22 protein-coding genes, 18 tRNA genes and 3 rRNA genes are annotated in these 25,526 nt (G+C 38.8%); 37 read left to right on the top strand and 6 right to left on the bottom strand.

The window, feature by feature from the left end; genetic code table 11:
- Window positions 1-42: 42 nt before the first annotated feature.
- Together CSE16_RS18555 and nikC are read left to right on the top strand one after the other, a co-directional pair.
- The gene (locus tag CSE16_RS18555) at window positions 43-1,047 is read left to right on the top strand and encodes an ABC transporter permease (protein WP_099425245.1); all 1,005 of its coding nucleotides are present in this window, start codon (window positions 43-45) and stop codon (window positions 1,045-1,047) included.
- A 16-nt stretch (window positions 1,048-1,063) separates the two neighbouring features.
- Complete coding sequence (gene nikC / locus CSE16_RS18550) at window positions 1,064-1,957, top strand: nickel transporter permease (RefSeq protein WP_099425244.1); 894 nt, start codon at window positions 1,064-1,066, stop codon at window positions 1,955-1,957.
- Window positions 1,958-2,002: 45 nt separating this feature from the next.
- Here the strand turns inward: nikC and CSE16_RS18545 are convergent, their stop codons facing one another.
- Both CSE16_RS18545 and CSE16_RS18540 read right to left on the bottom strand, forming a co-directional pair.
- Window positions 2,003-3,097 carry an aromatic acid exporter family protein gene (locus CSE16_RS18545; RefSeq protein WP_099425243.1) on the bottom strand — a complete coding sequence of 365 codons (1,095 nt, stop codon included), beginning with the start codon at window positions 3,095-3,097 and terminating at the stop codon, window positions 2,003-2,005.
- A gap of 120 nt (window positions 3,098-3,217) precedes the next feature.
- Window positions 3,218-4,504, bottom strand: a complete 1,287-nt coding sequence (locus CSE16_RS18540) for a glutamate-1-semialdehyde 2,1-aminomutase (RefSeq protein WP_099425242.1) — start codon at window positions 4,502-4,504, stop codon at window positions 3,218-3,220.
- 135 nt (window positions 4,505-4,639) lie between these two features.
- On the opposite strand from CSE16_RS18540, the gene bcp reads away from it, so the two are divergent.
- From bcp to perR, 3 genes are all read left to right on the top strand, one after another.
- Window positions 4,640-5,101 carry a thioredoxin-dependent thiol peroxidase gene (gene bcp, locus CSE16_RS18535; protein WP_099425241.1) on the top strand — a complete coding sequence of 154 codons (462 nt, stop codon included), beginning with the start codon at window positions 4,640-4,642 and terminating at the stop codon, window positions 5,099-5,101.
- A 41-nt stretch (window positions 5,102-5,142) separates the two neighbouring features.
- Entirely contained in the window at window positions 5,143-6,090 is a 948-nt protein-coding gene (locus CSE16_RS18530; RefSeq protein ID WP_099425240.1) for an NAD(P)-dependent oxidoreductase, read from the top strand.
- A 195-nt stretch (window positions 6,091-6,285) separates the two neighbouring features.
- On the top strand, window positions 6,286-6,732 hold the full coding sequence (gene perR / locus CSE16_RS18525) for a peroxide-responsive transcriptional repressor PerR (protein WP_099425239.1): 447 nt from the start codon (window positions 6,286-6,288) through the stop codon (window positions 6,730-6,732).
- A 75-nt stretch (window positions 6,733-6,807) separates the two neighbouring features.
- Here perR and CSE16_RS18520 read toward each other — a convergent pair whose 3' ends face one another.
- Complete coding sequence (locus CSE16_RS18520) at window positions 6,808-7,158, bottom strand: YgzB family protein (RefSeq protein WP_099425238.1); 351 nt, start codon at window positions 7,156-7,158, stop codon at window positions 6,808-6,810.
- Window positions 7,159-7,422: 264 nt separating this feature from the next.
- Here CSE16_RS18520 and CSE16_RS18515 point away from each other — a divergent pair, with 264 nt between their 5' ends.
- The 22 genes from CSE16_RS18515 to CSE16_RS18410 all read left to right on the top strand — a co-directional run bounded on the left by CSE16_RS18515 (window position 7,423) and on the right by CSE16_RS18410 (window position 15,384).
- Window positions 7,423-8,316: a nucleotidyltransferase-like protein gene (locus CSE16_RS18515; RefSeq protein WP_099425237.1), complete on the top strand. Its 894-nt coding sequence runs from the start codon at window positions 7,423-7,425 to the stop codon at window positions 8,314-8,316.
- 344 nt (window positions 8,317-8,660) lie between these two features.
- Window positions 8,661-10,217, top strand: a 16S ribosomal RNA gene (locus CSE16_RS18510).
- 96 nt (window positions 10,218-10,313) lie between these two features.
- A tRNA-Ile gene (locus tag CSE16_RS18505) sits at window positions 10,314-10,390 on the top strand.
- A gap of 34 nt (window positions 10,391-10,424) precedes the next feature.
- Window positions 10,425-10,500 (top strand) — tRNA-Ala (locus CSE16_RS18500).
- 152 nt (window positions 10,501-10,652) lie between these two features.
- Window positions 10,653-13,579 (top strand): 23S ribosomal RNA (locus CSE16_RS18495).
- 125 nt (window positions 13,580-13,704) lie between these two features.
- A 5S ribosomal RNA gene (gene rrf / locus CSE16_RS18490) occupies window positions 13,705-13,820 on the top strand.
- The 16S, 23S and 5S rRNA genes sit together here with 18 tRNA genes alongside, the layout of an rRNA operon.
- Window positions 13,821-13,834: 14 nt before the next feature.
- A tRNA-Asn gene (locus tag CSE16_RS18485) sits at window positions 13,835-13,909 on the top strand.
- An 8-nt stretch (window positions 13,910-13,917) separates the two neighbouring features.
- Window positions 13,918-14,009: transfer RNA gene (locus CSE16_RS18480), tRNA-Ser, on the top strand.
- A gap of 18 nt (window positions 14,010-14,027) precedes the next feature.
- Window positions 14,028-14,102, top strand: a tRNA-Glu gene (locus tag CSE16_RS18475).
- A 22-nt stretch (window positions 14,103-14,124) separates the two neighbouring features.
- A tRNA-Val gene (locus CSE16_RS18470) sits at window positions 14,125-14,200 on the top strand.
- A 17-nt stretch (window positions 14,201-14,217) separates the two neighbouring features.
- A tRNA-Met gene (locus CSE16_RS18465) sits at window positions 14,218-14,292 on the top strand.
- 3 nt (window positions 14,293-14,295) lie between these two features.
- Window positions 14,296-14,371 (top strand) — tRNA-Asp (locus CSE16_RS18460).
- Window positions 14,372-14,393: 22 nt separating this feature from the next.
- Window positions 14,394-14,466 (top strand) — tRNA-Phe (locus tag CSE16_RS18455).
- Window positions 14,467-14,483: 17 nt separating this feature from the next.
- Window positions 14,484-14,559 (top strand) — tRNA-Thr (locus CSE16_RS18450).
- Window positions 14,560-14,565: 6 nt separating this feature from the next.
- Window positions 14,566-14,649 (top strand) — tRNA-Tyr (locus CSE16_RS18445).
- An 11-nt stretch (window positions 14,650-14,660) separates the two neighbouring features.
- Window positions 14,661-14,734, top strand: a tRNA-Trp gene (locus CSE16_RS18440).
- A 32-nt stretch (window positions 14,735-14,766) separates the two neighbouring features.
- Window positions 14,767-14,842 (top strand) — tRNA-His (locus tag CSE16_RS18435).
- Window positions 14,843-14,889: 47 nt separating this feature from the next.
- A tRNA-His gene (locus tag CSE16_RS18430) sits at window positions 14,890-14,965 on the top strand.
- Between the two features lie 28 nt (window positions 14,966-14,993).
- Window positions 14,994-15,068: transfer RNA gene (locus CSE16_RS18425), tRNA-Gln, on the top strand.
- A gap of 13 nt (window positions 15,069-15,081) precedes the next feature.
- A tRNA-Gly gene (locus CSE16_RS18420) sits at window positions 15,082-15,156 on the top strand.
- 22 nt (window positions 15,157-15,178) lie between these two features.
- Window positions 15,179-15,252 (top strand) — tRNA-Cys (locus CSE16_RS18415).
- Window positions 15,253-15,302: 50 nt separating this feature from the next.
- Window positions 15,303-15,384: transfer RNA gene (locus CSE16_RS18410), tRNA-Leu, on the top strand.
- An 18-nt stretch (window positions 15,385-15,402) separates the two neighbouring features.
- Here the strand turns inward: CSE16_RS18410 and CSE16_RS22090 are convergent.
- Complete coding sequence (locus CSE16_RS22090; protein ID WP_256376302.1) at window positions 15,403-15,633, bottom strand: DMT family transporter; 231 nt, start codon at window positions 15,631-15,633, stop codon at window positions 15,403-15,405.
- Window positions 15,634-16,089: 456 nt separating this feature from the next.
- Between CSE16_RS22090 and CSE16_RS18395 the strand changes: the two genes are divergently transcribed.
- The 5 genes from CSE16_RS18395 (at window position 16,090) to CSE16_RS18375 (ending at window position 21,699) form a co-directional block, all read left to right on the top strand.
- A complete protein-coding gene (locus CSE16_RS18395) occupies window positions 16,090-17,691 on the top strand; it encodes a spore germination protein (RefSeq protein ID WP_099425236.1) in 1,602 nt (533 codons plus the stop codon).
- 22 nt (window positions 17,692-17,713) lie between these two features.
- Window positions 17,714-18,904, top strand: a complete 1,191-nt coding sequence (locus tag CSE16_RS18390) for a Ger(x)C family spore germination protein (protein ID WP_099425235.1) — start codon at window positions 17,714-17,716, stop codon at window positions 18,902-18,904.
- A 2-nt stretch (window positions 18,905-18,906) separates the two neighbouring features.
- On the top strand, window positions 18,907-19,140 hold the full coding sequence (locus tag CSE16_RS18385; protein WP_099425234.1) for a hypothetical protein: 234 nt from the start codon (window positions 18,907-18,909) through the stop codon (window positions 19,138-19,140).
- A gap of 33 nt (window positions 19,141-19,173) precedes the next feature.
- Window positions 19,174-20,292, top strand: a complete 1,119-nt coding sequence (locus CSE16_RS18380) for a GerAB/ArcD/ProY family transporter (protein WP_099425233.1) — start codon at window positions 19,174-19,176, stop codon at window positions 20,290-20,292.
- Between the two features lie 966 nt (window positions 20,293-21,258).
- On the top strand, window positions 21,259-21,699 hold the full coding sequence (locus CSE16_RS18375) for an NUDIX hydrolase (protein ID WP_099425232.1): 441 nt from the start codon (window positions 21,259-21,261) through the stop codon (window positions 21,697-21,699).
- Between the two features lie 167 nt (window positions 21,700-21,866).
- On the opposite strand, the gene CSE16_RS18370 is transcribed toward CSE16_RS18375, so the two are convergent.
- Both CSE16_RS18370 and CSE16_RS18365 read right to left on the bottom strand, forming a co-directional pair.
- Entirely contained in the window at window positions 21,867-22,754 is an 888-nt protein-coding gene (locus tag CSE16_RS18370) for an anti-sigma-V factor RsiV (RefSeq protein ID WP_099425231.1), read from the bottom strand.
- On the bottom strand, window positions 22,747-23,265 hold the full coding sequence (locus CSE16_RS18365; RefSeq protein ID WP_099423369.1) for an RNA polymerase sigma factor SigV: 519 nt from the start codon (window positions 23,263-23,265) through the stop codon (window positions 22,747-22,749). The genes CSE16_RS18370 and CSE16_RS18365 overlap by 8 nt, the downstream gene beginning before the upstream one ends.
- Before the next feature lie 271 nt (window positions 23,266-23,536).
- On the opposite strand from CSE16_RS18365, the gene CSE16_RS18360 reads away from it, so the two are divergent.
- The 5 genes from CSE16_RS18360 to CSE16_RS18340 all read left to right on the top strand — a co-directional run bounded on the left by CSE16_RS18360 (window position 23,537) and on the right by CSE16_RS18340 (window position 25,257).
- Window positions 23,537-23,773 (top strand): helix-turn-helix transcriptional regulator, encoded by a 237-nt coding sequence (locus tag CSE16_RS18360; RefSeq protein ID WP_099423209.1) that lies wholly within the window; start codon window positions 23,537-23,539, stop codon window positions 23,771-23,773.
- Window positions 23,766-24,095: a 6-aminohexanoate hydrolase gene (locus tag CSE16_RS18355; protein WP_099423210.1), complete on the top strand. Its 330-nt coding sequence runs from the start codon at window positions 23,766-23,768 to the stop codon at window positions 24,093-24,095. The genes CSE16_RS18360 and CSE16_RS18355 overlap by 8 nt, the downstream gene beginning before the upstream one ends.
- A gap of 288 nt (window positions 24,096-24,383) precedes the next feature.
- On the top strand, window positions 24,384-24,782 hold the full coding sequence (locus CSE16_RS18350) for a DUF2178 domain-containing protein (RefSeq protein WP_099425230.1): 399 nt from the start codon (window positions 24,384-24,386) through the stop codon (window positions 24,780-24,782).
- A 13-nt stretch (window positions 24,783-24,795) separates the two neighbouring features.
- Window positions 24,796-24,999 carry a helix-turn-helix transcriptional regulator gene (locus CSE16_RS18345; protein WP_099425229.1) on the top strand — a complete coding sequence of 68 codons (204 nt, stop codon included), beginning with the start codon at window positions 24,796-24,798 and terminating at the stop codon, window positions 24,997-24,999.
- Window positions 25,000-25,050: 51 nt separating this feature from the next.
- Window positions 25,051-25,257 (top strand): hypothetical protein, encoded by a 207-nt coding sequence (locus tag CSE16_RS18340; protein WP_371514668.1) that lies wholly within the window; start codon window positions 25,051-25,053, stop codon window positions 25,255-25,257.
- Window positions 25,258-25,526 lie beyond the last annotated feature (269 nt).

Raw genomic sequence — 25,526 nt, 5'->3', positions numbered from 1 at the left:
TTTCTCTAAAAATTGTCATATATTCGTAAAGGGGTGAAGATAATGCTTCACTACATAGGCAAGCGCCTATTACATTTAATACCTGTGCTACTCGGAATGACATTCATTGTATTTTTAATTATTCGTGCAATACCGGGTGATCCGGCACAAGTGATTTTAGGACAACAGGCTACAGCTGAAGCAATTGCGGCATTGCGACTAAAGCTTGGGTTAGATGAACCTTGGTTTATTCAGTACTTTGATTATCTTAAAGGCGTCTTTACAGGGGATTTAGGAGATTCATTAAGGACAAGACAACCGATCACAACAGAACTTTGGCCATACTTAGCTGCAACGTTTGAGTTAGCTATTTTTGCAATGATTATAGCAGTAATTATTGGCATGAATGCAGGAATTATTTCAGCATGGTTTCAAAATTCATGGTTTGATTATTTAGCGATGGTAATTGCGCTAATCGGAGTTTCTATGCCGATATTTTGGTTTGGATTAATGGAACAATGGGTTTTTAGTATTAATTTAGGTTGGTTACCTACGTCGGGACGTGAAGAGGTTCGTGATCCGATTACAGCAATTACTCATTTTTATTTGCTCGACACGTTATTGCAAGGACGTTTTGATCAATTTACTGTAGTCATTAAGCATTTATTGTTACCAGGTATTGCGCTCGCAACGATTCCAACAGCAATTATTGCAAGAATGACACGTGCTTCAATGTTGGAAGTGATGCGCGCTGATTATGTCCGAACAGCACGTGCAAAAGGGCAAAAAATGTTCGTTGTTATTTACAAGCATGCTTTAAAAAATGCATTGATACCTGTGTTAACGATTGTTGGTTTACAGACAGGCATGCTATTAGGCGGCGCGATATTAACGGAAACTATTTTTAGTTGGCCGGGTATTGGGCGTTATATTTATGAAGCGATTGGGTTCCGGGATTATCCAGTTATTCAATCTGGTATTTTGATCGTAGCTTTCTTATTTGTCATGATTAATTTAATTGTTGATATTCTATATACTGTGATTGATTCACGAATTAAATATAACTAGGAAGGAGGCGCATGTTATGTATGAATATGTCCAAAAACAAGGGCAATTAATTGAAACGCAAGAACAGGTAAAAGGTCCTTGGCGAGAAGCTTGGTCTAGCTTTAAAAAAAGCAAGTCCGCTTTATTTGGGACAGCGATTGTTGTATTTTTTATTCTTTTGGCGGTTATTGGTCCATATATTGCACCACAAGGTATTAATGATCAAGATTTAAGCATACGACTGCAGCCTCCATCCACAGATTATTGGCTTGGAACCGATGATTTAGGTCGCGATATTTTTTCGAGAATTTTACACGGTGCTCGAATTTCGTTGACAGTTGGTTTATCAGCAGTATTAATTTCAGCAATTGTGGGGAGCTTTTTAGGAATTATTGCTGGGTATTACGGTCGGTGGATTGATACGATTATTTCACGTATTTTTGACATTATGCTTGCCTTTCCTAGTATTTTACTTGCTATTGCAGTCGTATCTATTTTAGGACCATCATTACGAAATGCGTTAATTGCCATTGCGATTATTAACATTCCAAACTTTGGTCGACTTATTCGGTCACGTGTTTTAAGTATAAAAGAAGAGGAATACATTCATGCCGCAAAAGCAATCGGTATGAAAAACTCACGGATATTATTGAAGCATATTTTACCGAATTCAATGACTCCTGTAATAGTGCAAGGGACACTTGCAATCGCGACAGCTATAATCGAAGCGGCGGCATTAGGTTTTTTAGGGCTTGGCGCAGAAGCACCACAGCCTGAATGGGGAAAAATGCTTGCAGATGCACGGATGTTTTTAATGAATGCACCTTGGGCAATGGTTTTCCCTGGTTTAGCTATAATGCTAACTGTCGTTGGATTTAATTTAATGGGTGATGGCTTACGTGATGCGCTCGATCCGAAAATGAAAAATTAAAAAGATGGTAAAACGCATATTTCATTAGCGTTTTACCATCTTTTTTTAATAAAATTCCGATTCTAAATCAACATTTATTTCATTGCTATGATAGCTACGATAAGAAACGATTAAAGTATCTAAATGCTCTAAGTTTTCCTCGTAATCTAAAATACGCGATAAAATATAAAGTAAATGATAGCTTGAAAATTGCTCATCCTCAGTAGCTACTTCCTGAGCAGTGGCGATTTGTTGGATGAATTGCTCCATCAATTCACCACCCTGTAAATATTCCTCGTGTCTCGTCCACTTAGAATGCTCTGGCCTTAGCTTACCTGTGTATTTCAATAATAATTGCTCATGATACGTCAGTAAGAAATCTAAACGTTCTTGAATGATGTATTGAAATTGTGTTGGCAATTTACCAAGCTCATTTTCATGTTTGTGTAGTCGTATTAGTAGTTCGTAGCTTTTCTTAGAGGTTAAGAGCATTTGACGATACACAACAAGCTTTCTGGACTTCGCGAATTGTTGATTTTTAAAATAGCTACGCTCTTCTTTAAAAAAGTCGTACATTGTATCTAATTCCATTAGACGTGAATGTATTTTTGTAATCGTTACTTTGGTTGAAATGTGTTCACTTGCTTGACGAACTGCTAGCCGTGTCCAACGAATAATATCATCTTGAACGGAATTAATATTTTTAAATAATTTGACTTCATATTTCGGTGGTAAAAAGATTAAGTTGACGATAAACGCAGCAAATACCCCGAGCATTACCGTACCAAAGCGAATTAAACCGAACATAACAAATTCATCTCCAGGTACTTCCATAATGGCGATAACTGTTACAAGTGCAAGAGAAATGGACTTTTCAAATTTTAGCTTCATCATTAGTCCGATAACAATAATAGCGGCTATCCCAATTGCAACAATATGATGTCCAAAAATTAATCCGAAGCTAACAGCAATGACCGCACCAATTAAGTTAGCTTGAATTTGCTCTAAAATTGTAAGATAAGAGCGATAAATGGATGGCTGTATCGCAAAAACCGCAGCAATTCCAGCAAATACAGGAGATGGTACATTTAAAAGTTCTGCTAAAAATAATGCAAATACAATTGCAACGCCCGTTTTTAAAACACGTGCACCTAATTTCATAGGAATGGGCTCCTTCTTTCGAGTCGAATTTATACCGAGCTGCTATGTAAAAATAATATAATTTTTTTGCAATAGCAGCACGTCATAATTAAATGCTATAAAGCACAAAATCACAAGTAATTATAATTTAGAAAATGCATAATGAACAGCTTGAATCGTTTCGTTAATGTCTGCTTCTGTATGCTCTGTCGTTAAAAACCAAGCTTCATATTTAGAAGGTGCCAAGTTAACACCTTGAGAAATCATGAGCTTGAAGAAGCGTCCGAATTTTTCACCATCTGTATTTTCAGCTTGCTCGTAATTTTCTACTTTTTCATCTGTAAAGTATACGGCTAAAGCACCTTTAAGGCGATTTACAGTAATCGTTACATTATATTTTTCTGCCGCCTCTAAAATACCTACTTCTAGCAAGGCACCTAAACGATCCATCTCCTCATAAATTCCTGGTTGTTGTAAAACTTCTAAACAAGCAATGCCAGCTTGCATACTTGCAGGGTTACCAGCCATTGTACCGGCTTGATATGCTGGGCCAAGTGGAGCAACGGTATTCATTACTTCTAGACGACCGCCGTATGCTCCGATTGGTAATCCACCACCAATCACTTTCCCCATAGCTACTAAATCAGGCGTTAAACCTAGCATCGTATGTGCTGCGCCATAGTGGAAACGGAAAGCGGTAATGACTTCATCGTGAATTGTAAGTGCACAGTATTCTTTTGCTAATGCATGTACATGTTCAAGGAAGTCTTTGTTTGGTTCAACAATACCGAAATTTCCTACGATGGGCTCGATTAAAATAGCGGCAATTTGGGCGCCCCATTTTTCCATTGTTAGCGTAAATTCTTCTGCGTTATTAAAAGGGACAGTAATTACTTCAGTTGCGACATTTTCTGGAACACCTGCAGAATCTGGAGAGCCCAGTGTTGCTGGACCAGAACCAGCAGCAACTAATACTTGGTCGAAGTGACCGTGATAGCAACCGGCAAACTTAATAATTTTAGTACGACCTGTATAGGCGCGTGCAACACGTACTGTCGTCATAACAGCTTCCGTACCTGAGTTATTAAAGCGAACTTTATCTAATGTAGGAATCGCTTCTTTTAACATCTTAGCGAAAATAATTTCATGTTCTGTTGGCGTGCCGAATAATACACCAGTTTCGGCTGCATGCGCAATTGCTTTTGCAATATGTGGGTGACCGTGACCTGTTACAATAGGTCCGTATGCAGCTAAGTAATCAATATAACGATTGCCATCTACATCCCAAAAATAAGCGCCTTTTCCGTGAGTCATGAATACAGGGGCTCCACCGCCGACTGCTTTATACGAGCGTGAAGGACTATTAACACCCCCAACGATATGTTGCAATGCTTCTTCATGAAGTTGCTCTGATTTAGTACGATTCATTATAAAATACCTCCAAATGGTTACGATAAATAATTTCTCTACTATTGTAATATGTATTTGTAATGAACGCCAAAGAATTTGAAACAATGGGCATTGTTTTGTACGATAGAAGAAAAAATAGGAGGTTTTTATAAAATGCTATTAGAAAATCAAAAAGCTCCTTTATTTTCATTAGTTAATGAAAAAGGTGTGTTAATTCATTTAGAAGATTTTAAGGGGAAAAATGTCGTTCTTTATTTTTATCCAAAAGACATGACACCTGGCTGTACGACTGAAGCGTGTGATTTCAGGGACGCACATGAAAACTTTTCAGATCTTAACGCAGTAATTTTAGGGGTAAGTATGGATGATTCAAGCCGTCATACAAAATTTATCGAAAAACATGGGCTGCCATTTTCTTTATTAGTGGACGCGGATCACCAAGTGGCCGAAAAATACGGGGTATGGACATTGAAGAAAAATTTCGGCAAAGAGTATATGGGAATTGAACGGACAACTTTTTTAATCAATGAGCAGGGGATTATTGAAAAAGAATGGCGCAAAGTTCGAGTGAAAAATCATATTGAAGATGTGTTAAACTATTTAAAAACTAAGTAAAATCAATGAACATAGAGTCATTGCACAAGGGGGATTATTTTATGGTGATGGTTTATTTTACATTTGAGCCAAGGGAAGATTTGAAAGCGCCGTTAATCGCACAGTTTCCACAAGAGAATTTTGTATTTGATTTAAAATTAGATTCAGCAAAATTGCGAGATGCTCATATTTTAGTGACGTATGGTGAGGATTTAACGGAGCAACTAATCGACGAGGCGAAAAATCTGGAGTGGATTTTCGTAGCTTCGGCAGGGGTTGAAAAAATGCCAGCAGCAGCGATCGCAAAGCGCGACATTTTAGTTTCGAATGTACGCGGTATCCACAAAAAGCCGATGACAGAATCTGTTTTAGCTCATATTTTAGCATTAAAGCGTGGCCTTCCATTTATTTATGAACAACAGTCGAAAGGTCAGTGGAATAAAAAAACGAATTTGTCAGAGTTAAATGGTAGTACGGCACTGATTATTGGACCTGGAGCAATTGGTAGTGAAATCGGGCGCATTCTTCAAGCATTTGATGTTTACACAATTGGCTGCAATCGTTCAGCAGAAGCAGCACCTTATATGGATGAAACTCACTTCCTAGGCGATGTGGCACAATATTTACCGAAAGCAGATATTATTATTTCAATGCTACCTTCAACAAAATATACGAAGCATTTATTAGGATATGAGCATTTCGAGTTAATGAAAGAATCGGCCATTTTTATGAATTTTGGCAGAGGTGATTTAGTTGATACAAATGTGTTAGTGCAAGTGATGAAAGAACAATTGATTGCTCATGCGGTGTTAGATGTATACGAAATCGAGCCGCTCCCAGAAAATAGTCCGCTTTGGGAATTAGAAAATGTTACATTATCACCACACTTTTCAAGTCACTCTTCTCGTTATGTAGAGCGCAGTTTAGAAATTTTTAGACCTAGCTTAGAACAATGGCTACAAGGAGAACGTAATTTAGAAAACAAAATGAATTTGCTGCGCGGCTACTAATTGAGAATGTTAAATAGAGAAAGCCATATTTTGGGGAATCTATTTTCAGTGAATCATATTGTAATTTGTTAGTAGGAGATGGAAATACTTTCGAATAAATGTGAATAAGCAATTGTTGACAAGATGTAGATGAATTAGCTACACTATTTATAACAATTATAAATTAATAATATGTATGAAGAGAGGTGCATGACGATGTCTGAACTGCATTTAAAGGATGCGCTAGACACGTTAAAGTCTACTGGTGTAAGAATTACTCCTCAGCGTCATGCGATTTTAGAGTTTTTAATTCAAAGTATGATTCACCCTACTGCTGATGATATATACAAAGCACTTGCTGACAAATTTCCGAATATGAGTGTTGCAACAGTATATAATAATTTACGCGTATTTCGTGAAGTGGGCCTAGTGAAGGAGTTAACTTACGGTGACGCTGCAAGTCGATTCGATTTTGCTACGGGAGATCACTACCATATTAGCTGTGAAAGCTGTGGTAAAATTGTCGATTTCCATTACCCTGGGTTAAATGAAGTAGAACAATTTGCAGCGCATATGACAGGATTTAAAGTGAATTCGCATCGTTTAGAAGTGTATGGTACTTGCCCTGAGTGTGTTGAAAACGGCTCGAAAAAGGCTTTATAATAATTAAAAACCTAGTAACGATTAAGTTACTAGGTTTAATTTTGGCCAAAAATAAGAATTGCGCACGATGCTTAATTATTGGCTCTTTTTACTATTATAACTTTGATCAAATTCTTTACCTTCCAAATTTGGATCAAGTGTAAGTGGTTCATTACAATACATACATAAATCTACCCGACCTAAAACTTTTGTCCACTTGCCACATTCGGGACAGACAACTTGTACTGCACGAGTTGATAATAGTCCAATCCAGCCATAAACTGCCGTACTTCCAATAATGCAAAGTAAACCGATTGACATAAATATTAGAACTAAAATTTGATTTTCTCTAAAGAAAATAGCGCCGTACATAATAACAAAGCCGATAAAAATGAGTGCTAATGCAAAAGAGCGAATTTTATTAATTTTATTGTTATACTTTTTCATGTAGTTTGCCTCCCAATCTAAAATATACTATAACATAGATTGGAATCCACTTAATAGAAAAGAAAGAGGTTCCTTTTTCGTATACCACATTATTTAGAGGGTTCTTAGAGGGTTTGTTCATCGAGTTGTCGAAATTATCATGAAACGTTATATGTAAGAAATTCATTATTTAATGACGATAAAGATATGGTCATCAATGTCACAAGATTTACAATGACTTACTTTAAAAGACATTCAGAAAAGCAATAATTGAGGAGGAGAAATATGGAGCACATTTTGAGGCCAATATACCAAGAACGAGCAAGTCAACCGGATACACTAGGTGTTATTTTAATCAATAAACGTGAAAACGCACCGAATATGACGGACACGTTTGATGCAGTTCTTCTTATTATAGTAAAAGAAGCAGTGCATCCGATTTATTCTAAGCACTATACATATGGTGATTCGAAAACAGTGATGCATATTCTAACTGAAGAACGATTACGTAAATGGATATTTATTGGTTCAAATAAGCGCTTAGTGGACTGGATTTTCTACGGGAAAATTATGTTTGACCGAAATGAGTTTTTATTCAAACTAAGATCGGAGTTACAAGAGTTCCCGTTTTTCGGTCGAAAACTAAAAACAGGAATTCAATTTTCAAAGCTAATTCGTCGTTACCAAGAGGGGAAAGAGTTATTTGAAAGTGGTCATTACTTAGATTCTTATAATCATGTCGTTGCATTACTTCATCATTTAGGTCGTTTATCAATAATTGATAGTGGCTTATATCCAGAAGTAATAGTATGGTCTCAAGTGAAAAGAATTGAACCAGCAATTTATAAGTTATATGAAGAATTGATTTTAAGTAATGAAAGTTTAGAAAAACGATTAGAGCTTTTATTTCTTGCCGGAGAGTTTTTAATTAACTCAAGAACGAATGATGGTGGGCAACATATATTAGAAACAATGCTAGAACAGCCGAGTTGGACGATTCAAGAACTACATAATCATCCTGAATTAAGCTACTATTCAACAGACCTAGAAGTGTTTGTTGAATATTTAATTGAAAAGGGATTAATACATGTAGAACCGATTATTGCGAAGAATGAGGCTATCTTCCACAGAAATTACTACGTAGATAAGCAATTTGTTGAAAGTGAATATGGCTTATAGTATATTTAGCAGAGCGTTTTTAAACGCTCTGAATCTTTTTTTTGAAAAAGTGTTGACGAAACATTGCATAGTATTGTAATATATTAATTGTCGCTAAGACATACTCAAAATAACGGTTTGTTTTAACAAGTTAACTAAAAAAACTTTTTAAAAAAAGTTGTTGACAACGAAAAACAAAAATGTTAAATTAGAGAAGTCGCAAAAACAGCGCACACAACATGAACCTTGAAAACTGAACAAGCAAACGTTAATGATTTAAACGTTTAAGTGATGAACTTAAACAAAACATAGATATCAACTTTATGTTGATACGCTAGCAAAGCAAATGAGCTTTCAAACTAACTTTTATGGAGAGTTTGATCCTGGCTCAGGACGAACGCTGGCGGCGTGCCTAATACATGCAAGTCGAGCGGACTTTCATTGGATGCTTGCATCCTTTGAAAGTTAGCGGCGGACGGGTGAGTAACACGTGGGTAACCTACCCTGTAGATTGGGATAACTCCGGGAAACCGGGGCTAATACCGAATAACACTTTTGAGCTCATGTTCGAAAGTTAAAAGATGGTTTCGGCTATCACTACAGGATGGGCCCGCGGCGCATTAGCTAGTTGGTGAGGTAACGGCTCACCAAGGCAACGATGCGTAGCCGACCTGAGAGGGTGATCGGCCACACTGGGACTGAGACACGGCCCAGACTCCTACGGGAGGCAGCAGTAGGGAATCTTCCACAATGGACGAAAGTCTGATGGAGCAACGCCGCGTGAGTGAAGAAGGATTTCGGTTCGTAAAACTCTGTTGCAAGGGAAGAACAAGTAGCGTAGTAACTGGCGCTACCTTGACGGTACCTTGTTAGAAAGCCACGGCTAACTACGTGCCAGCAGCCGCGGTAATACGTAGGTGGCAAGCGTTGTCCGGAATTATTGGGCGTAAAGCGCGCGCAGGTGGTTTCTTAAGTCTGATGTGAAAGCCCACGGCTCAACCGTGGAGGGTCATTGGAAACTGGGAAACTTGAGTGCAGAAGAGGATAGTGGAATTCCAAGTGTAGCGGTGAAATGCGTAGAGATTTGGAGGAACACCAGTGGCGAAGGCGACTATCTGGTCTGTAACTGACACTGAGGCGCGAAAGCGTGGGGAGCAAACAGGATTAGATACCCTGGTAGTCCACGCCGTAAACGATGAGTGCTAAGTGTTGGGGGGTTTCCGCCCCTCAGTGCTGCAGCTAACGCATTAAGCACTCCGCCTGGGGAGTACGGTCGCAAGACTGAAACTCAAAGGAATTGACGGGGGCCCGCACAAGCGGTGGAGCATGTGGTTTAATTCGAAGCAACGCGAAGAACCTTACCAGGTCTTGACATCCCATTGACCACTGTAGAGATACAGTTTTCCCTTCGGGGACAACGGTGACAGGTGGTGCATGGTTGTCGTCAGCTCGTGTCGTGAGATGTTGGGTTAAGTCCCGCAACGAGCGCAACCCTTATTCTTAGTTGCCATCATTTAGTTGGGCACTCTAAGGAGACTGCCGGTGACAAACCGGAGGAAGGTGGGGATGACGTCAAATCATCATGCCCCTTATGACCTGGGCTACACACGTGCTACAATGGACGGTACAAACGGTTGCCAACCCGCGAGGGGGAGCTAATCCGATAAAACCGTTCTCAGTTCGGATTGTAGGCTGCAACTCGCCTACATGAAGCCGGAATCGCTAGTAATCGCGGATCAGCATGCCGCGGTGAATACGTTCCCGGGCCTTGTACACACCGCCCGTCACACCACGAGAGTTTGTAACACCCGAAGTCGGTGGGGTAACCTTTATGGAGCCAGCCGCCGAAGGTGGGATAGATGATTGGGGTGAAGTCGTAACAAGGTAGCCGTATCGGAAGGTGCGGCTGGATCACCTCCTTTCTAAGGATATATTCGGAATCATTCCTTATGGAATGAAACATTAACGTTTGCTGTTCAGTTTTGAAGGTTTATGAATAAATTATATAACTTCTAAGAGGGCCTATAGCTCAGCTGGTTAGAGCGCACGCCTGATAAGCGTGAGGTCGATGGTTCGAGTCCATTTAGGCCCACCATATAAATTTGTTTTATATACCTCTTAATTAAAATGGGGCCTTAGCTCAGCTGGGAGAGCGCCTGCCTTGCACGCAGGAGGTCAGCGGTTCGATCCCGCTAGGCTCCACCAAGACTTGCCTTTGTGATAAAATTATTGCAAAGCAAAAATAACTTGTTCTTTGAAAACTGGATAAAACGACATTGAAAGCAATAAAAAAATGATCAAGAAATTGATCGTGCAATCTTTTAAAATCTTACTCATTTGAGTAAGTGTAACTTATTGGTTAAGTTAATAAGGGCGCACGGTGGATGCCTTGGCACTAGGAGTCGAAGAAGGACGGCACTAACACCGATATGCTTTGGGGAGCTGTAAGTAAGCTTTGATCCAGAGATTTCCGAATGGGGGAACCCACTATGTTTAATCACATAGTATCTTCACGTGAATACATAGCGTGTTGAGGACAGACGCAGGGAACTGAAACATCTAAGTACCTGCAGGAACAGAAAGAAAATTCGATTCCCTGAGTAGCGGCGAGCGAAACGGGAAGAGCCCAAACCAAAGAGCTTGCTCTTTGGGGTTGTAGGACATTCTATACGGAGTTACAAAAGAATGAGATAGTTGAAGCGGCTTGGAAAGGCCCGCCATAGAAGGTAAAAGCCCTGTAAGTGAAACCTCATTCCCTCTTGAATGTATCCTGAGTACGGCGGAACACGTGAAATTCCGTCGGAATCTGGGAGGACCATCTCCCAAGGCTAAATACTACCTAGTGACCGATAGTGAACCAGTACCGTGAGGGAAAGGTGAAAAGCACCCCGGAAGGGGAGTGAAATAGATCCTGAAACCGTGTGCCTACAAGTAGTTAGAGCCCGTTAATGGGTGATAGCGTGCCTTTTGTAGAATGAACCGGCGAGTTACGATTACGTGCGAGGTTAAGTTGATGAGACGGAGCCGCAGCGAAAGCGAGTCTGAATAGGGCGAATTAGTACGTGGTCGTAGACCCGAAACCAGGTGATCTACCCATGTCCAGGGTGAAGGTGAGGTAACACTTACTGGAGGCCCGAACCCACGCACGTTGAAAAGTGCGGGGATGAGGTGTGGGTAGCGGAGAAATTCCAATCGAACCTGGAGATAGCTGGTTCTCTCCGAAATAGCTTTAGGGCTAGCCTCGTGATTGAGAATACTGGAGGTAGAGCACTGTTTGGACTAGGGGGGCATCTCGCTTTACCGAATTCAGACAAACTCCGAATGCCAGATATTTATACACGGGAGTCAGACTGCGAGTGATAAGATCCGTAGTCAAGAGGGAAACAGCCCAGACCACCAGCTAAGGTCCCAAAGTAATCGTTAAGTGGAAAAGGATGTGGCGTTGCTTAGACAACCAGGATGTTGGCTTAGAAGCAGCCACCATTTAAAGAGTGCGTAATAGCTCACTGGTCGAGTGACGCTGCGCCGAAAATTTATCGGGGCTAAACGATTCACCGAAGCTGTGGATGCATCCGTATGGATGCGTGGTAGGAGAGCGTTCTAAGGGCGTTGAAGTCAGACCGGAAGGACTGGTGGAGCGCTTAGAAGTGAGAATGCCGGTATGAGTAGCGAAAGACGGGTGAGAATCCCGTCCACCGTATGACTAAGGTTTCCTGAGGAAGGCTCGTCCGCTCAGGGTTAGTCGGGACCTAAGCCGAGGCCGATAGGCGTAGGCGATGGACAACAGGTTGATATTCCTGTACCACCTCCTCACCGTTTGAGAAATGGGGGGACGCAGTAGGATAGGGTAAGCAGAGCGTTGGTTGTCTCTGTTCAAGCAGTAAGGCGTGTGTGTAGGCAAATCCGCACACTGATACGTTGAGCTGTGATGACGAGTCCGTATGGACGAAGTTCCTGATTTCACACTGCCAAGAAAAGCCTCTATCGAGGTGAGAGGTGCCCGTACCGCAAACCGACACAGGTAGTCGAGGAGAGAATCCTAAGGTGTGCGAGAGAACTCTCGTTAAGGAACTCGGCAAAATGACCCCGTAACTTCGGGAGAAGGGGTGCTCTTGAGCGTGCAAGCGCACGAGAGCCGCAGTGAATAGGCCCAGGCGACTGTTTAGCAAAAACACAGGTCTCTGCAAAACCGTAAGGTGAAGTATAGGGGCTGACGCCTGCCCGGTGCTGGAAGGTTAAGAGGAGTGGTTAGCGCAAGCGAAGCTACGAATTGAAGCCCCAGTAAACGGCGGCCGTAACTATAACGGTCCTAAGGTAGCGAAATTCCTTGTCGGGTAAGTTCCGACCCGCACGAAAGGCGTAACGATCTGGGCACTGTCTCAACGAGAGACTCGGTGAAATTATAGTACCTGTGAAGATGCAGGTTACCCGCGACAGGACGGAAAGACCCCGTGGAGCTTTACTGTAGCCTGATATTGAATTTTGGTACAACTTGTACAGGATAGGTAGGAGCCAGAGATCTCGGAGCGCCAGCTTCGAAGGAGGCGTCAGTGGGATACTACCCTGGTTGTATTGAACTTCTAACCCATGCCCCTTAACGGGGTAGGAGACAGTGTCAGGCGGACAGTTTGACTGGGGCGGTCGCCTCCTAAAGAGTAACGGAGGCGCCCAAAGGTTCCCTCAGAATGGTTGGAAATCATTCGTAGAGTGTAAAGGCATAAGGGAGCTTGACTGCGAGACCTACAAGTCGAGCAGGGTCGAAAGACGGGCTTAGTGATCCGGTGGTTCCGCATGGAAGGGCCATCGCTCAACGGATAAAAGCTACCCCGGGGATAACAGGCTTATCTCCCCCAAGAGTCCACATCGACGGGGAGGTTTGGCACCTCGATGTCGGCTCATCGCATCCTGGGGCTGTAGTCGGTCCCAAGGGTTGGGCTGTTCGCCCATTAAAGCGGTACGCGAGCTGGGTTCAGAACGTCGTGAGACAGTTCGGTCCCTATCCGTCGTGGGCGTAGGAAATTTGAGAGGAGCTGTCCTTAGTACGAGAGGACCGGGATGGACACACCGCTGGTGTACCAGTTGTCTTGCCAAAGGCATCGCTGGGTAGCTATGTGTGGACGGGATAAGTGCTGAAAGCATCTAAGCATGAAGCCCCCCTCAAGATGAGATTTCCCATTACGCAAGTAAGTAAGACCCCTGAAAGACGATCAGGTAGATAGGTTCGAGGTGGAAGTGTGGCGACATATGGAGCTGACGAATACTAATCGGTCGAGGACTTAACCACAATTTATTGCACATTTTCAATGAAACGTTTATCCAGTTTTGAAAGAATAAAATTTATTTTTTTACTAATAAAGACTTGATTTTCATTAGTAAATACGATATAATAAATCTTGTCTTTTAAAATAGTCTAGTGATGATGGCAAAGAGGTCACACCCGTTCCCATACCGAACACGGAAGTTAAGCTCTTTAGCGCCGATGGTAGTTGGGGGCTTCCCCCTGTGAGAGTAGGACATCGCTAGGCTAACATAAAACTATTCCGAAGTAGCTCAGTGGTAGAGCAACCGGCTGTTAACCGGTTGGTCGTAGGTTCGAGTCCTACCTTCGGAGCCAATCTTCTTGGAGAGTTGTCCGAGAGGTCGAAGGAGCACGATTGGAAATCGTGTATGCGGATAACACTGCATCAAGGGTTCAAATCCCTTACTCTCCGCCAGACTATAATAGTTTTAATGGCCCGTTGGTCAAGCGGTTAAGACACCGCCCTTTCACGGCGGTAACACGGGTTCGAATCCCGTACGGGTCACCATTAAATAGTTAGTATCCAGCATGGAGGATTAGCTCAGCTGGGAGAGCATCTGCCTTACAAGCAGAGGGTCGGCGGTTCGAGCCCGTCATCCTCCACCATAAATAAATAGTATTATCGCGGGGTGGAGCAGTGGTAGCTCGTCGGGCTCATAACCCGAAGGTCACAGGTTCAAGTCCTGTCCCCGCAACCAAATGGTCCCGTGGTGTAGCGGTTAACATGCCTGCCTGTCACGCAGGAGATCGCCGGTTCGATCCCGGTCGGGACCGCCATTTATAACTTATACATAATTATGGGTCAGTAGCTCAGTTGGTAGAGCATTAGATTGAAGCTCTAAGTGTCGGCGGTTCGATTCCGTCCTGACCCACTTTATAAATTTAATTTGCCGGTGTAGCTCAGTTGGTAGAGCAACTGACTTGTAATCAGTAGGTCGAGGGTTCGACTCCTTTCGCCGGCACCATTACTCGGTGGGGTAGCGAAGTGGCTAAACGCGGCGGACTGTAAATCCGCTCCTTAGGGTTCGGCGGTTCGAATCCGTCCCCCACCACCATTTTTAATTACAGGGGCATAGTTTAAAGGTAGAACTACGGTCTCCAAAACCGTCAGTGTGGGTTCGATTCCTACTGCCCCTGCCAATTAATCAAATAGTAAACAAAATAATATAGTGGCGGTTGTGGCGAAGTGGTTAACGCACCTGATTGTGGTTCAGGCATTCGTGGGTTCGATTCCCATCAGTCGCCCCATTCTATTTTTTTTTAAAATATTAATTTTCAAGTAAGATATTATAATGGCGGTTGTGGCGAAGTGGTTAACGCACCTGATTGTGGTTCAGGCATTCGTGGGTTCGATTCCCATCAGTCGCCCCATTTCTTATAAAATTTAAATTACCTTTATTGGGGTATAGCCAAGCGGTAAGGCAACGGATTTTGATTCCGTCATGCCCTGGTTCGAATCCAGGTTCCCCAGCCATTTTTTTATATTTGCGGAAGTAGTTCAGTGGTAGAACACCACCTTGCCAAGGTGGGGGTCGCGAGTTCGAACCTCGTCTTCCGCTCCAAAACTATAAATATATAATATATGGCGGCATAGCCAAGTGGTAAGGCACAGGTCTGCAACACCTCTACCACCGGTTCAAATCCGGTTGCCGCCTCCATATACTTTAAATCGGTTATTCCGGTTTTTTTTATTCCTTTTTTTTGCTTTGCCGATATGGCGGAATTGGCAGACGCGCGCGACTCAAAATCGCGTTCCGTGAGGAGTGTCGGTTCGACCCCGACTATCGGTATATTTAGATGTTTTTTAGTCAAGATAAGAAACATTTGAAAGCCCATAAACCTTGATATATCAGGGTTTGTGGGTTTTTTCTGTTTTCAGGAATGCGATAGAGTAGAGCTAAAAACATAGAACCAGTTACAAAGATTAAGAATGTTATTTCAATTGTTCCCGCTTTACGGCTAAATGTACCATTAATAGCTGATTGTGCGCTCAATGTGATACCACCAAGTAAAGTAAATAGAATCATAAATATCCCCATCTTTTTAGACCTCCTTGTTAACTAAAATAAGCGCTATTATCATTGATGTAACAGCAAATATTTTTTCCTTATTGATACGGCCTTCCTTACTTCCGAGCCAACCATGGGTGTACAGTGTTTACGAAAGCTTTATTAATTACTGCAGTATTTTAATATTTTGGTAGATGGGAAGTGTATTTTTCCATTTACTTTTTTTGTCCCTTAATTAGAAGTTTTGTCGAAAAAATCCTGCTATTTAATAATAGTAGTATGATTTATTTAGTTTAGAAAAAATATGTGTTTAAGACTTTTCAGTTGAAAGGAGTTTCCTCATGCTCAAGAAAATGAAAATCCATCTCTTATCAACATTCTTAATAGAAAAGTTTAAGGATAATCAAATATATTCCTAACTAGGAAAGTAATAAATAAAATTAATATAGAACGACAAAAAAATAAAAAGTAAATGTGAGGTAGTCTATGGGCTTTTTCAGAAAGAAAAGTAATTCTAAAATGCATTCAAATTCTATTTCAGCTAGTCAAATGATGGAGACAAGTTCAGCAAACGAATTAAAAACAAACCTTCAAGAAAATATACAAATAATAAAAGATTCACTTGGAAAAAGCTCGGATATTATCATTAGAGAAATTCGAATTGGAAAAGAAGAAACAATTAAAGCCGGTATTTTCTATACAGATGGATTAACCGATACAACCTCATTACAAAATTTTATTTTGGAAACGCTCATGCTAGATATCAAAGGGACCGAATTACAGAAAAAGCTATCTCCTGAACAAAATCTTATTAGCATTTTAAAAGATTATGCCATGACAGTAGGAGAAATTAAAGAAATAACTAATTTTGAAGTGCTTTTTACTGGACTTTTATCGGGGGATACGATTCTTTTAATCGATGGATATGCCCAAGGTTTAATCATTTCCAATAGGTATTGGGTTGAGCGTGGAGTAACGGAAGCAACAGCCCAAGTGGTAGTAAGAGGACCCCGCGAAGGATTCTCCGAAAATTTGCGTGTAAATACCGCATTAGTTCGTAGAAGACTGAAAGACCCAAATCTCTGGATGGAATCAAAAGTTATTGGAAAACGTACGAAAACGAATGTTGCCATGATGTATATCAAAGGAATTGCAAATGATAAAATAGTGAAAGAAGTCCGTTTGCGTTTGGATAAAATAGATATTGACGGGATTCTTGAAAGTGGAAATATCGAGGAATTGATTCAGGATACACCATATTCACCTTTCCCAACTATATTCAATACGGAACGTTCGGATGTAGTAGCTGCAGCATTATTGGAGGGACGCATAGCCATTTTGGTAGATGGAACACCATTTGTCCTAATTGTTCCAGCATTATTTGTTCAATTTTTTCAATCTTCAGACGACTACTACCAACATGCGGATATTGCGAGTCTTATTAGACTCCTTCGTTTTTTTGCATTCGCGATTGCATTGCTTGCACCAGCATTATTTATTGCAATCACAACTTTTAATCATGCAATGCTACCGCCCGCACTTCTTATTAGTCTGGCAGCCCAAAGAGAAGGTGTCCCATTTCCGACATTTTTTGAAGCAGTCATAATGGAAGTTACCTTTGAAATCTTGCGTGAAGCAGGCTTAAGAATGCCACGAAGCATCGGTTCAGCTATGTCTATAGTAGGAGCATTTGTAATTGGAACAGCAGCGGTTGAAGCAGGCATAATCTCTGCTGCGATGGTAATCGTGGTTTCAATAACCGCCATTTCTAGTTTCGTTTCTCCAACTTACGACTTAGCTATCTCTGTCAGGATACTACGCTTTGGGTTTATGGCATTAGCTGCTTCTTTTGGTTTAGTAGGAATAACGATCGGTTTAATTGCTTTACTTCTGCATTTATGTAGTTTGCGTTCTTTTGGCGTGCCTTATATGTCTCCAGTAGCTCCATTTAATCTTTCCGATCAAAAGGATACGTTTATTCGCTTGCCTAGATGGAATATGTTTACACGACCTCGTCTAATCAATCAACAAAATATCGTTAGGCAACAAGATTCAGCCTCTGCAAAACCAGAGCCACCAAAAAAATAAGGAGTATGAAGGGGTTTAAAAGATGAAAAAGTGCATGTTTGTTCTCCTGATTCTTAGCCTCTTCCTTGCGGGGTGTTGGGACCGGAGGGAATTAAATGAGCTTGGCATTACGATGGCATTAGGAATCGATAAAGTAGAAGATGAATACCAAGTAACTGCTCAAGTGGTTGTACCTTCGGAAATAACGACGAAAACAAGTACTGGGCGTTCACCAGTCATCTTGTTTCAGGCGAACGGAGAAACGGTATATGAAGCCCTTCGAAAAATTACAAAGATCTCGCCTCGAAAAATATATCCTGGACATCTTCGAATGCTTGTGCTTGGTGAGGATTTAGCTGAAGAAGGTATAGCCGAATCCTTAGATTTTCTGTCAAGAGATTGGGAACTCCGATCTGATTTCTATGTTGTTATTGCTAAGGATAGGACCGCAGGGGAAGTACTGAATGTCACAACAACGATTGAAAATATACCCGCCAATAAAATGTTTAACACGCTTAAAACATCAGAAGCTTTTTGGGCTGCAACGAACGGCTTTAAATTAGATGAGTTGATAGACAATCTTATAAGTGATGGGAAGGAAGCCGTATTAACAGGGATTCTAGTAACAGGGGAACAAGAAATGGGATCAAGCAAACAGAATGTGGAATCGATTACTCCTTTTGCGCGAATTGAATATGATGGTTTAGCGGTGTTTAAAAAAGATAAACTAGTAGGCTGGTTAACTGAACGAGACGGCAGAAGGTATAATGCCGTCGTCAACGAAGTGCAAAATACTGTAACAGCTATATCTTGTCCTGAAGAGGGGAAAGCCACTATAGAGATTATTCAATTCGATTCTAAAATGAAAGGCAAAATAAACAAAGGTAAGCCTGAAGTGGATGTCAATATTAAAGTAAAAGGAAATGTTGGGGAAGTAGAGTGTCAAATTAATCTTAATGACCCAGAAACAATTGTTGAGCTACAGAAGAATACTGAAAAAGAGATGGAAGAGCTCATTAAATCGACCATTGAAACGGTACAAAGACAGTATAAGTCAGACATATTTGGATTTGGTGAAGCCATTCATCGATCTAATCCGAAAGAATGGAAAAAGATTAAAGAACAGTGGGATGAGGAATTCCCTGAGATGACAGCGAATGTTAAAGTAGACCTAAAACTTGTGCATACGGGTACAGTAGGTAATTCATTTTTAGAAGAGATAGAGGGTAGATAATCATGATAAAAAGTATAGGAATACTACTGATTGCAGCAGCCATTCTGTGGATTGAAGTTCCACCTCTCTTGGAAAAAAGATATAAAAAAGAGTTACTGGTGTTTTCAATTCTACTTGCAATTGGGGTAGGTCTAAGTATTACACTTGGATTTGAAAAACCTATTCCAAATCCACTAGATTTACTCACTATTATTTTTAAACCGCTTGATGACGTTATTTCTCATTTGTTGAAATAAAAGAACAGTGTATAGGGGAAGGTATGATATGAAATGATGCAAGACGTTAAAATAAATTCGTATCAATTTCTAGTATTAGTTATTTTATTTACGATTGGTACGAGCATCTTAACTGTACCATCAGCATTAGCAACTAACGCGAAGCAAGATGCCTGGCTTGCCGCTATATTTGGTACGGGTATAGGATTATTGGCCGTATGGCTATTCATCACTATAGCTCTTTGGTTCCCTCACCTCACCTATGTCCAAATCCTTGAAAAACTATTTGGAAAATGGGTAGGGAAAGCCTTTGCTGCTTTGTTTGTACTCACGTCTCTTATTTATGCTTCAGAACTTTTATATTATTTTGGGTTATTCTTAAATATCCATATGATGCCAAATACTCCAATGGTAGCCCTTAATATTCTTATGGCGGGGATTGTGGTGATGGGAGTCCGTCTTGGATTAGAAACCTTCGCTCGTACTGCAGAAATCTTAGTTGTCGTGTTCTTTGTTATTTTTTTCATTTTAGTGGTATTTATTTCACCTGAAATAAAGTTTGAAAATATACAGCCTGTATATGAGATGGGGACAAAAAAAATCATTCAATCATCCTTTTTTTATGTCGTAGTATCTTCAGTAAATGCTATTTTTTTATTAATGATTTTTCCTTCCTTTATTAACAAAATGAAACAAGCTAAAAAATCTTTTTTAATTGGAAACTTAATAGGCGGCATCGTCATCATCGTTATTACATTTTTGTGTATTTCGGTATTTGGTGTTGATAAAACTGCTGGAGAGATATATCCAAGTTATGAATTGACTAAAAGGATAAATATTGGGAATTTTGTACAGCGTATTGAAGGATTAATGGCTTCACTTTGGTTTATCACCCTCTATTTTAAATCGACTCTTTATTTTTACGCTTCCGTTTTAGGGATGGCACAAATTCTGAATTTGAAAGATTACCGCCCATTAACATTACCACTAGGAATGATTGCCGTGGTCCTTTCTCTCGTGATTTATCCTAATGTCATGTACCAACAACATTGGGACAGTACGACGGGTAATTCCTTAACATTATCAATTGGACTTTTTTTACCTCTTTTGATGGTAGTCGTATATGCAATACGAAAAAGAACGATAAAGAAAGAAGTAAAAATAAACGAATAGCTGATTATTTAGAAAAAAACAAAGTATTTAGAAAGTATGGTTTCTAATATAGTGGATAATGTTGCAGGCATATAAGATATCCAGATCCACTCGCTCATTATCCAAATCTTATCCAAAGCATACACTTAATAGCTATTCATGAAAAACATCATTTTTTAATTTGTGCCAATTACTATGACTTATGATGACTAAGTGGCCTAAACTGTTGGGGAAACAGTCCTTGTAGCAGGTGGCATAGCGTCTATTATCAATTCTTTAGGTAAGATGTCATCGCTGAGGAAACTATGTTACTAGGAAGCGTAAATGGACAATAGCTTTACGGACCGACATCAGCATAAATGCAGAAATTAGACGATTTTTTTCAGCACTATTGGTCATTTTCGGACGAAGTAAAAATTGCTTTTGAAAAATTGTTGTAGAAACGGGCGCCTTTGTTGCAGTTCCAGCTTACGAAATAATTACCTTTTAACAACTAGAACCCCTATTTTGGTCAAGCTTTTATCAAAAGGCGTTTTTTTTCTATTATAAATTCATGCTGGGAGTACTCTTTTAATCGAAATTTTTTTTAAAGCTACACATATTTTCTACTTCTAGACATAAAAAATTCTCCTAATTGTGTTATAAGTAGGTCTACAAACTGTTCAAATATATCATTTATCTCTAGGGATAAGAAAAGGGATATTGCCCTAGAGTTCAACTCTAGTTCAATATCCCTAGTCTTGATAATCGTTGATCGATATTAAGTATATGTATTTCCAAAAATTATGACCAATACAAAATATTAAAGAGATATTAAGGTGTTTCAACTTCTTATTGAACTAACGTAGCAGTTTAGTGCAACAAGGAGTACCTTCAAAATTATGGGGATTTACAACGCTAAGTTAAGAAATGTGACCAAACGACTATTTGGTAAAATAAATAACTTATGCTAAACTTTGGTAAATTCTTCGAGAAAGAAGGAACATAATGAATTATATTAAATCTTTACGACAACACATTGGTACAAGACCGATAATTGCACCAGGGTCTGCAATTATTGTTTTGAATGAAAAGAATGAAATATTATTACAATTACGTTCAGATACAAATGATTGGGGGCTTCCTGGTGGCGGTATGGAAATTGGAGATAGTTTTGAAGAAACCGCTCAAAAAGAATTATTTGAAGAAACAGGATTAATCGCTCAAGAATTGATATTAGTTGGATTAGCTTCTGGGAAAGAATTATATTATAAGTTCCCTCATGGGGATGAAATTTACAATGCAACCGCGATTTATAAAACTACAAGTGTAACTGGTACTATTAAGAAAAATGAAGAAAGCAAAGCATTAAAATATTTCTCTTTAGACAAACTTCCTAATCTAAATTATACAACTTTAAAGTTACTTGAAAAGGTTGGCTACATTTAAAGTGATTAATCTGAAACTGTTATTTTTTTAATTTAATGGCCTGCTATACTAATTAGTCATAACAGTATCTTTAATGAAACAGTATTTCATAAATAAAAAAGCGAGGTATTTGACAATTTAATTGCCAAATCCCTCGTATTTTGGGACTATGCTTTTTAGCGAAATGATTAATGAATATATTCAGAACTTACAAGATCATTTTTTAGGACATCGGTTGGGATTTCGAATTCTACTATACCCATATAGCCTTGTGCTACTTCGTATTTATCGAAGGAAATAACAAGTTTACCTTTATCAGAAATATAGAATTGTTGTTCAGCATTAATAGTTGTAAATCCATCTATTACTTCTTCATCAGGAAGACCTCCACCTTTTACCCAATACTTTTTATCTGAGTCGGATGCAGCTTGTTCACGCATTTGTTCAATAATGTTTTCGCTGATAGTTTTAATATAATTACCGTCTTTAAATAACATCGGTAGTGTAATTAAAATTTCATTTTGTTTATCAATTGTATCGTAGTTCATTGTTGTAGAAGACGATCCAACGGTATTGACAGTATAACGGCCAATGGATAGGATTTGGTCATTATCTGTTTTGATTTCATAACCGCTATCTATTCCTGCGTGACCACCTCCAAGTCCCTTTATATAATCAACCTCAGAAATAAAGGCATCATAAAGTTCCTTACCTTCTGAACGGTATTTTTCATTTAAAGTATTTGCAAGTTCTTTATTTTCTAGGTTTTCAATAGAAGGTACTTTAATACTTGCATCATATGTGTCTTCTTTTACTTCATATTCAGTCCATGTTAAAACTTTGACGATGCTACCAACAACAGGGATTTCTGAAAGTTTTTGTGCCATTGCTGGACTGGCATTTAAACTAGCTGTAAAAAGTATAGCCGCCGCTGCAGATCCAAGTAACCAAAGTGGTGCTCGGTTTTTTCTTTTCTTTGTGCCTTGTTTTAGTGCTTTTTCCACTACAAAATCAAGCTCTTTAGGGATAGGTACCTCATTATATTGCTTTTCTAATTCTTTTAATTTTTTATCCATGTGCTGTTTCTCCTTTCACATCTTGCAATTGAATTTTTAAGAGTTTTAACGCTTTATAAAGGCGAGATTTGGCTGTACTCAACTTAATGTTAAGGATATTAGCTACATCATCGAGCTTTAAATCTTCAAAATAGTGTAAAATGACAACTTCACGATACATTTGAGGTAACTCGTCTAACGCATGCTCTAAATCAACGTTTTCGTAGACATCCTCTTGTGCAGGTGTTAAACATTGCAATGTATCATCGTCTGTCACCTGTAAGCGTTTATGCTTACGTAAAAAATCAATGGCTGTACGTACGACGATTTTATAAAACCAGCTTTTCATATACTCGACATTTTCTAGTCGATCGAGAGAAAGCATTGCTTTTTGAATACTGTCTTGTACAACATCAAGTGCGTCCTGTTCATTTTTCGTATAGTTATACGCGAGCAAATAAAAACGTTCTTTCTGTTCGCGAATAAACTGGACAAATATTTCTTCATGTTGAAATGCATTTCTTGTTTTCATGACCTAAGAAGCTCCTTTTTAACATTTTCAAATTGTATACAACTACTAGACGTGTGAAAGGGGAGAAAAAGTTGATAACAATAAAAAAGTTTCCCCAATATGAGATAAGTTTTATCATTCCCAAGTAGTGACATACCAAAACAAAGTAAGTGTTAGTTATAAAATATAAATACAAATCATAACTTTATAAAATTTTTTCTGGAAAATGTATAATTAAACTTTACTTTTTTCTAGTTATGTTTTATTATGTTAAATATAGGGAGGCGGTCTTGTGAAAGAGAGCTTTGGTGATTCAATCGTAAACAAGGTATATGAGTTTAGAGTGTTAAAGCGGATGTCTCAAAAGGATCTGGCAGATGCAGTTGGAGTCTCCAAACAAACTATTTTTGTTATGGAAAAGAATAATTACTCACCATCTTTAGTGTTAGCCTATAGAATTGCAAATTTTTTTGAAGTAGATATTAATGAAATATTTTCATATGTAGGAGAGGAAGATAACAATGATTGATGTATTAGACAGATGGATGCTTGAAAGCGTAGTAAATTTTAATATTTTTGTAGGGGTTATGACATTTATTTATATTGGTTCTTTGCTGGTTCTATTTTTTGTGGGTAAGAAGTTTGGTAAACCAGATGAAAGAACAAATGCCATATATTTAAAAATCATGTCTAGTATGTTTTCTACCCAATTGATAATGACGGGTGTGTTTATTTCATTAGTTGACAATGATATCCAAAATTTCCGACAGTTCTTATTACTATTCCAAGCGATTGTATTCCTTGTAGGTGCAATAAGTGCTTTCAGACTATACAAAAAAGATTTCAATTAAAAATTCAGAAATTACAATGAGCTGCCTTTTTGGTAGCTTTTTTTATTAAACAAACGGGGGCTTTAGCAGAACAACGCTGTCTTTAGGATAGCAATTTCTTCTTGAACTAACTGAGCTGGTTAGTTGGACACTTTTATAACTAAAAAGGTTCAAATGATGAAATATTTCGTCACTTAAAGTGCCATTATTAACCACTTGACGATTGGCTTGTAAAAAAGTTAATATGAAATAAACTTCACGTGAAATAAACTTCACTATAGGAGAATAAGTTAATTAGGAGAGGTATATTTGAAAAATCTATTCATGCAGCGACTTTTAGTATCAATCTTATTAATAGTAATTGGGTTCATTCAAATACTTCTCGATGCATCAGTAGGATTTAATAATGGCTATATCACAGTATTGTTAGGTGGAATAATTTTGTTGTTCTCAACAATTTCTATCGTTAAATCCCGAAAGAATAAATCACTAGAAAAAGAATTAGCAAAGGAATATGACGAAAGAGATGCCTTAATTGATGGAAAAGTTGCTCGCTTTACCTTATATATCCTGATACCCGAAATTTTAATTCTTATGTTTTTAACTAATTTTGTGCTAATTCCAACAAATATTGCATTATTTATTATTTTAATATCTTTAATGATTATTGAATTTGGATCTAGAAAATATTATACTCATGTCCTTTAATTAGGAGGTATTTATGGAAAATAGAGTGAAAGAATTACGAATAGAACATGGAATAACACAACAAGAGTTAGCTGATAAAGTAAGTGTATCTTCAAGAACAATCATCTCATTAGAAAAACAAAAATATAATCCATCTGTATTACTTGCATATAAAATAGCTTCAGTTTTTAATTTATCAATTGAAGAAACTTTTATTTTTGATGAGGATGACAAATAACACATTTCATAAAGATACACATATAAAATAAACAACGGAGGAATTTAAATGATGTATATTATAGGACTTATTTTTGGGATAGTTTTAGTAGTTTGGGGTATTTATCGTATGAGAACAGATGATGGCTTATTTGGAAAAAATCAAAAAAACAAAAACTTATTCAATTTACTGTTAATGGGAGAAGCTTCAGGAATAGGACAATTTTTTGGTGGAATTATCTTAATTATTGCAGTGATTATTGGATTTTTTGTGAGGTAGAAATAAATACGAATTTCAATTTCCCACTGAAACATTGTGAATAAAAGCACTCAAACAATAGGGGGCAAGAGTTGAAGATTCAGAGATAGGAAGCGTGTAGAGAGAGTTTCTATAGCTTATACAATCAATTGCTCTCTTGTGTTAATTTACGTCCAAAATCGGCTATGTTATATGCATAAAGACTAAATTCACTATAACAACCACAAACCAATGAAGGAAAAACTAAAAGACCTAAGCTCGGTGGATTACCGAACTCAGATCTTAGAAGT

The organism is Solibacillus sp. R5-41, from assembly GCF_002736105.1.
In the GTDB taxonomy this organism is placed as follows: domain Bacteria; phylum Bacillota; class Bacilli; order Bacillales_A; family Planococcaceae; genus Solibacillus.
The sequence above is the reverse complement of the archived record's forward strand: the minus strand, read 5'-3'. Positions and strand labels throughout refer to the sequence as shown.

Excerpts from the sequence above, each read along its gene's own strand:
- CSE16_RS18540 (WP_099425242.1), bottom strand. The coding sequence starts at position 4,504 with ATGAATCGTACTAAATCAGAGCAACTTCATGAAGAAGCATTGCAACAT.
- nikC (WP_099425244.1), top strand. The coding sequence starts at position 1,064 with ATGTATGAATATGTCCAAAAACAAGGGCAATTAATTGAAACGCAAGAA.
- CSE16_RS18370 (WP_099425231.1), bottom strand. The coding sequence starts at position 22,754 with ATGGATAAAAAATTAAAAGAATTAGAAAAGCAATATAATGAGGTACCT.
- CSE16_RS22090 (WP_256376302.1), bottom strand. The coding sequence starts at position 15,633 with ATGGGGATATTTATGATTCTATTTACTTTACTTGGTGGTATCACATTG.
- bcp (WP_099425241.1), top strand. The coding sequence starts at position 4,640 with ATGCTATTAGAAAATCAAAAAGCTCCTTTATTTTCATTAGTTAATGAA.
- CSE16_RS18345 (WP_099425229.1), top strand. The coding sequence starts at position 24,796 with ATGGAAAATAGAGTGAAAGAATTACGAATAGAACATGGAATAACACAA.
- CSE16_RS18530 (WP_099425240.1), top strand. The coding sequence starts at position 5,143 with ATGGTGATGGTTTATTTTACATTTGAGCCAAGGGAAGATTTGAAAGCG.
- perR (WP_099425239.1), top strand. The coding sequence starts at position 6,286 with ATGTCTGAACTGCATTTAAAGGATGCGCTAGACACGTTAAAGTCTACT.
- CSE16_RS18390 (WP_099425235.1), top strand. The coding sequence starts at position 17,714 with ATGAAAAAGTGCATGTTTGTTCTCCTGATTCTTAGCCTCTTCCTTGCG.
- CSE16_RS18385 (WP_099425234.1), top strand. The coding sequence starts at position 18,907 with ATGATAAAAAGTATAGGAATACTACTGATTGCAGCAGCCATTCTGTGG.
- CSE16_RS18380 (WP_099425233.1), top strand. The coding sequence starts at position 19,174 with ATGATGCAAGACGTTAAAATAAATTCGTATCAATTTCTAGTATTAGTT.
- CSE16_RS18520 (WP_099425238.1), bottom strand. The coding sequence starts at position 7,158 with ATGAAAAAGTATAACAATAAAATTAATAAAATTCGCTCTTTTGCATTA.
- CSE16_RS18355 (WP_099423210.1), top strand. The coding sequence starts at position 23,766 with ATGATTGATGTATTAGACAGATGGATGCTTGAAAGCGTAGTAAATTTT.
- CSE16_RS18365 (WP_099423369.1), bottom strand. The coding sequence starts at position 23,265 with ATGAAAACAAGAAATGCATTTCAACATGAAGAAATATTTGTCCAGTTT.
- CSE16_RS18395 (WP_099425236.1), top strand. The coding sequence starts at position 16,090 with ATGGGCTTTTTCAGAAAGAAAAGTAATTCTAAAATGCATTCAAATTCT.
- CSE16_RS18555 (WP_099425245.1), top strand. The coding sequence starts at position 43 with ATGCTTCACTACATAGGCAAGCGCCTATTACATTTAATACCTGTGCTA.
- CSE16_RS18515 (WP_099425237.1), top strand. The coding sequence starts at position 7,423 with ATGGAGCACATTTTGAGGCCAATATACCAAGAACGAGCAAGTCAACCG.
- CSE16_RS18545 (WP_099425243.1), bottom strand. The coding sequence starts at position 3,097 with ATGAAATTAGGTGCACGTGTTTTAAAAACGGGCGTTGCAATTGTATTT.
- CSE16_RS18375 (WP_099425232.1), top strand. The coding sequence starts at position 21,259 with ATGAATTATATTAAATCTTTACGACAACACATTGGTACAAGACCGATA.
- CSE16_RS18340 (WP_371514668.1), top strand. The coding sequence starts at position 25,051 with ATGTATATTATAGGACTTATTTTTGGGATAGTTTTAGTAGTTTGGGGT.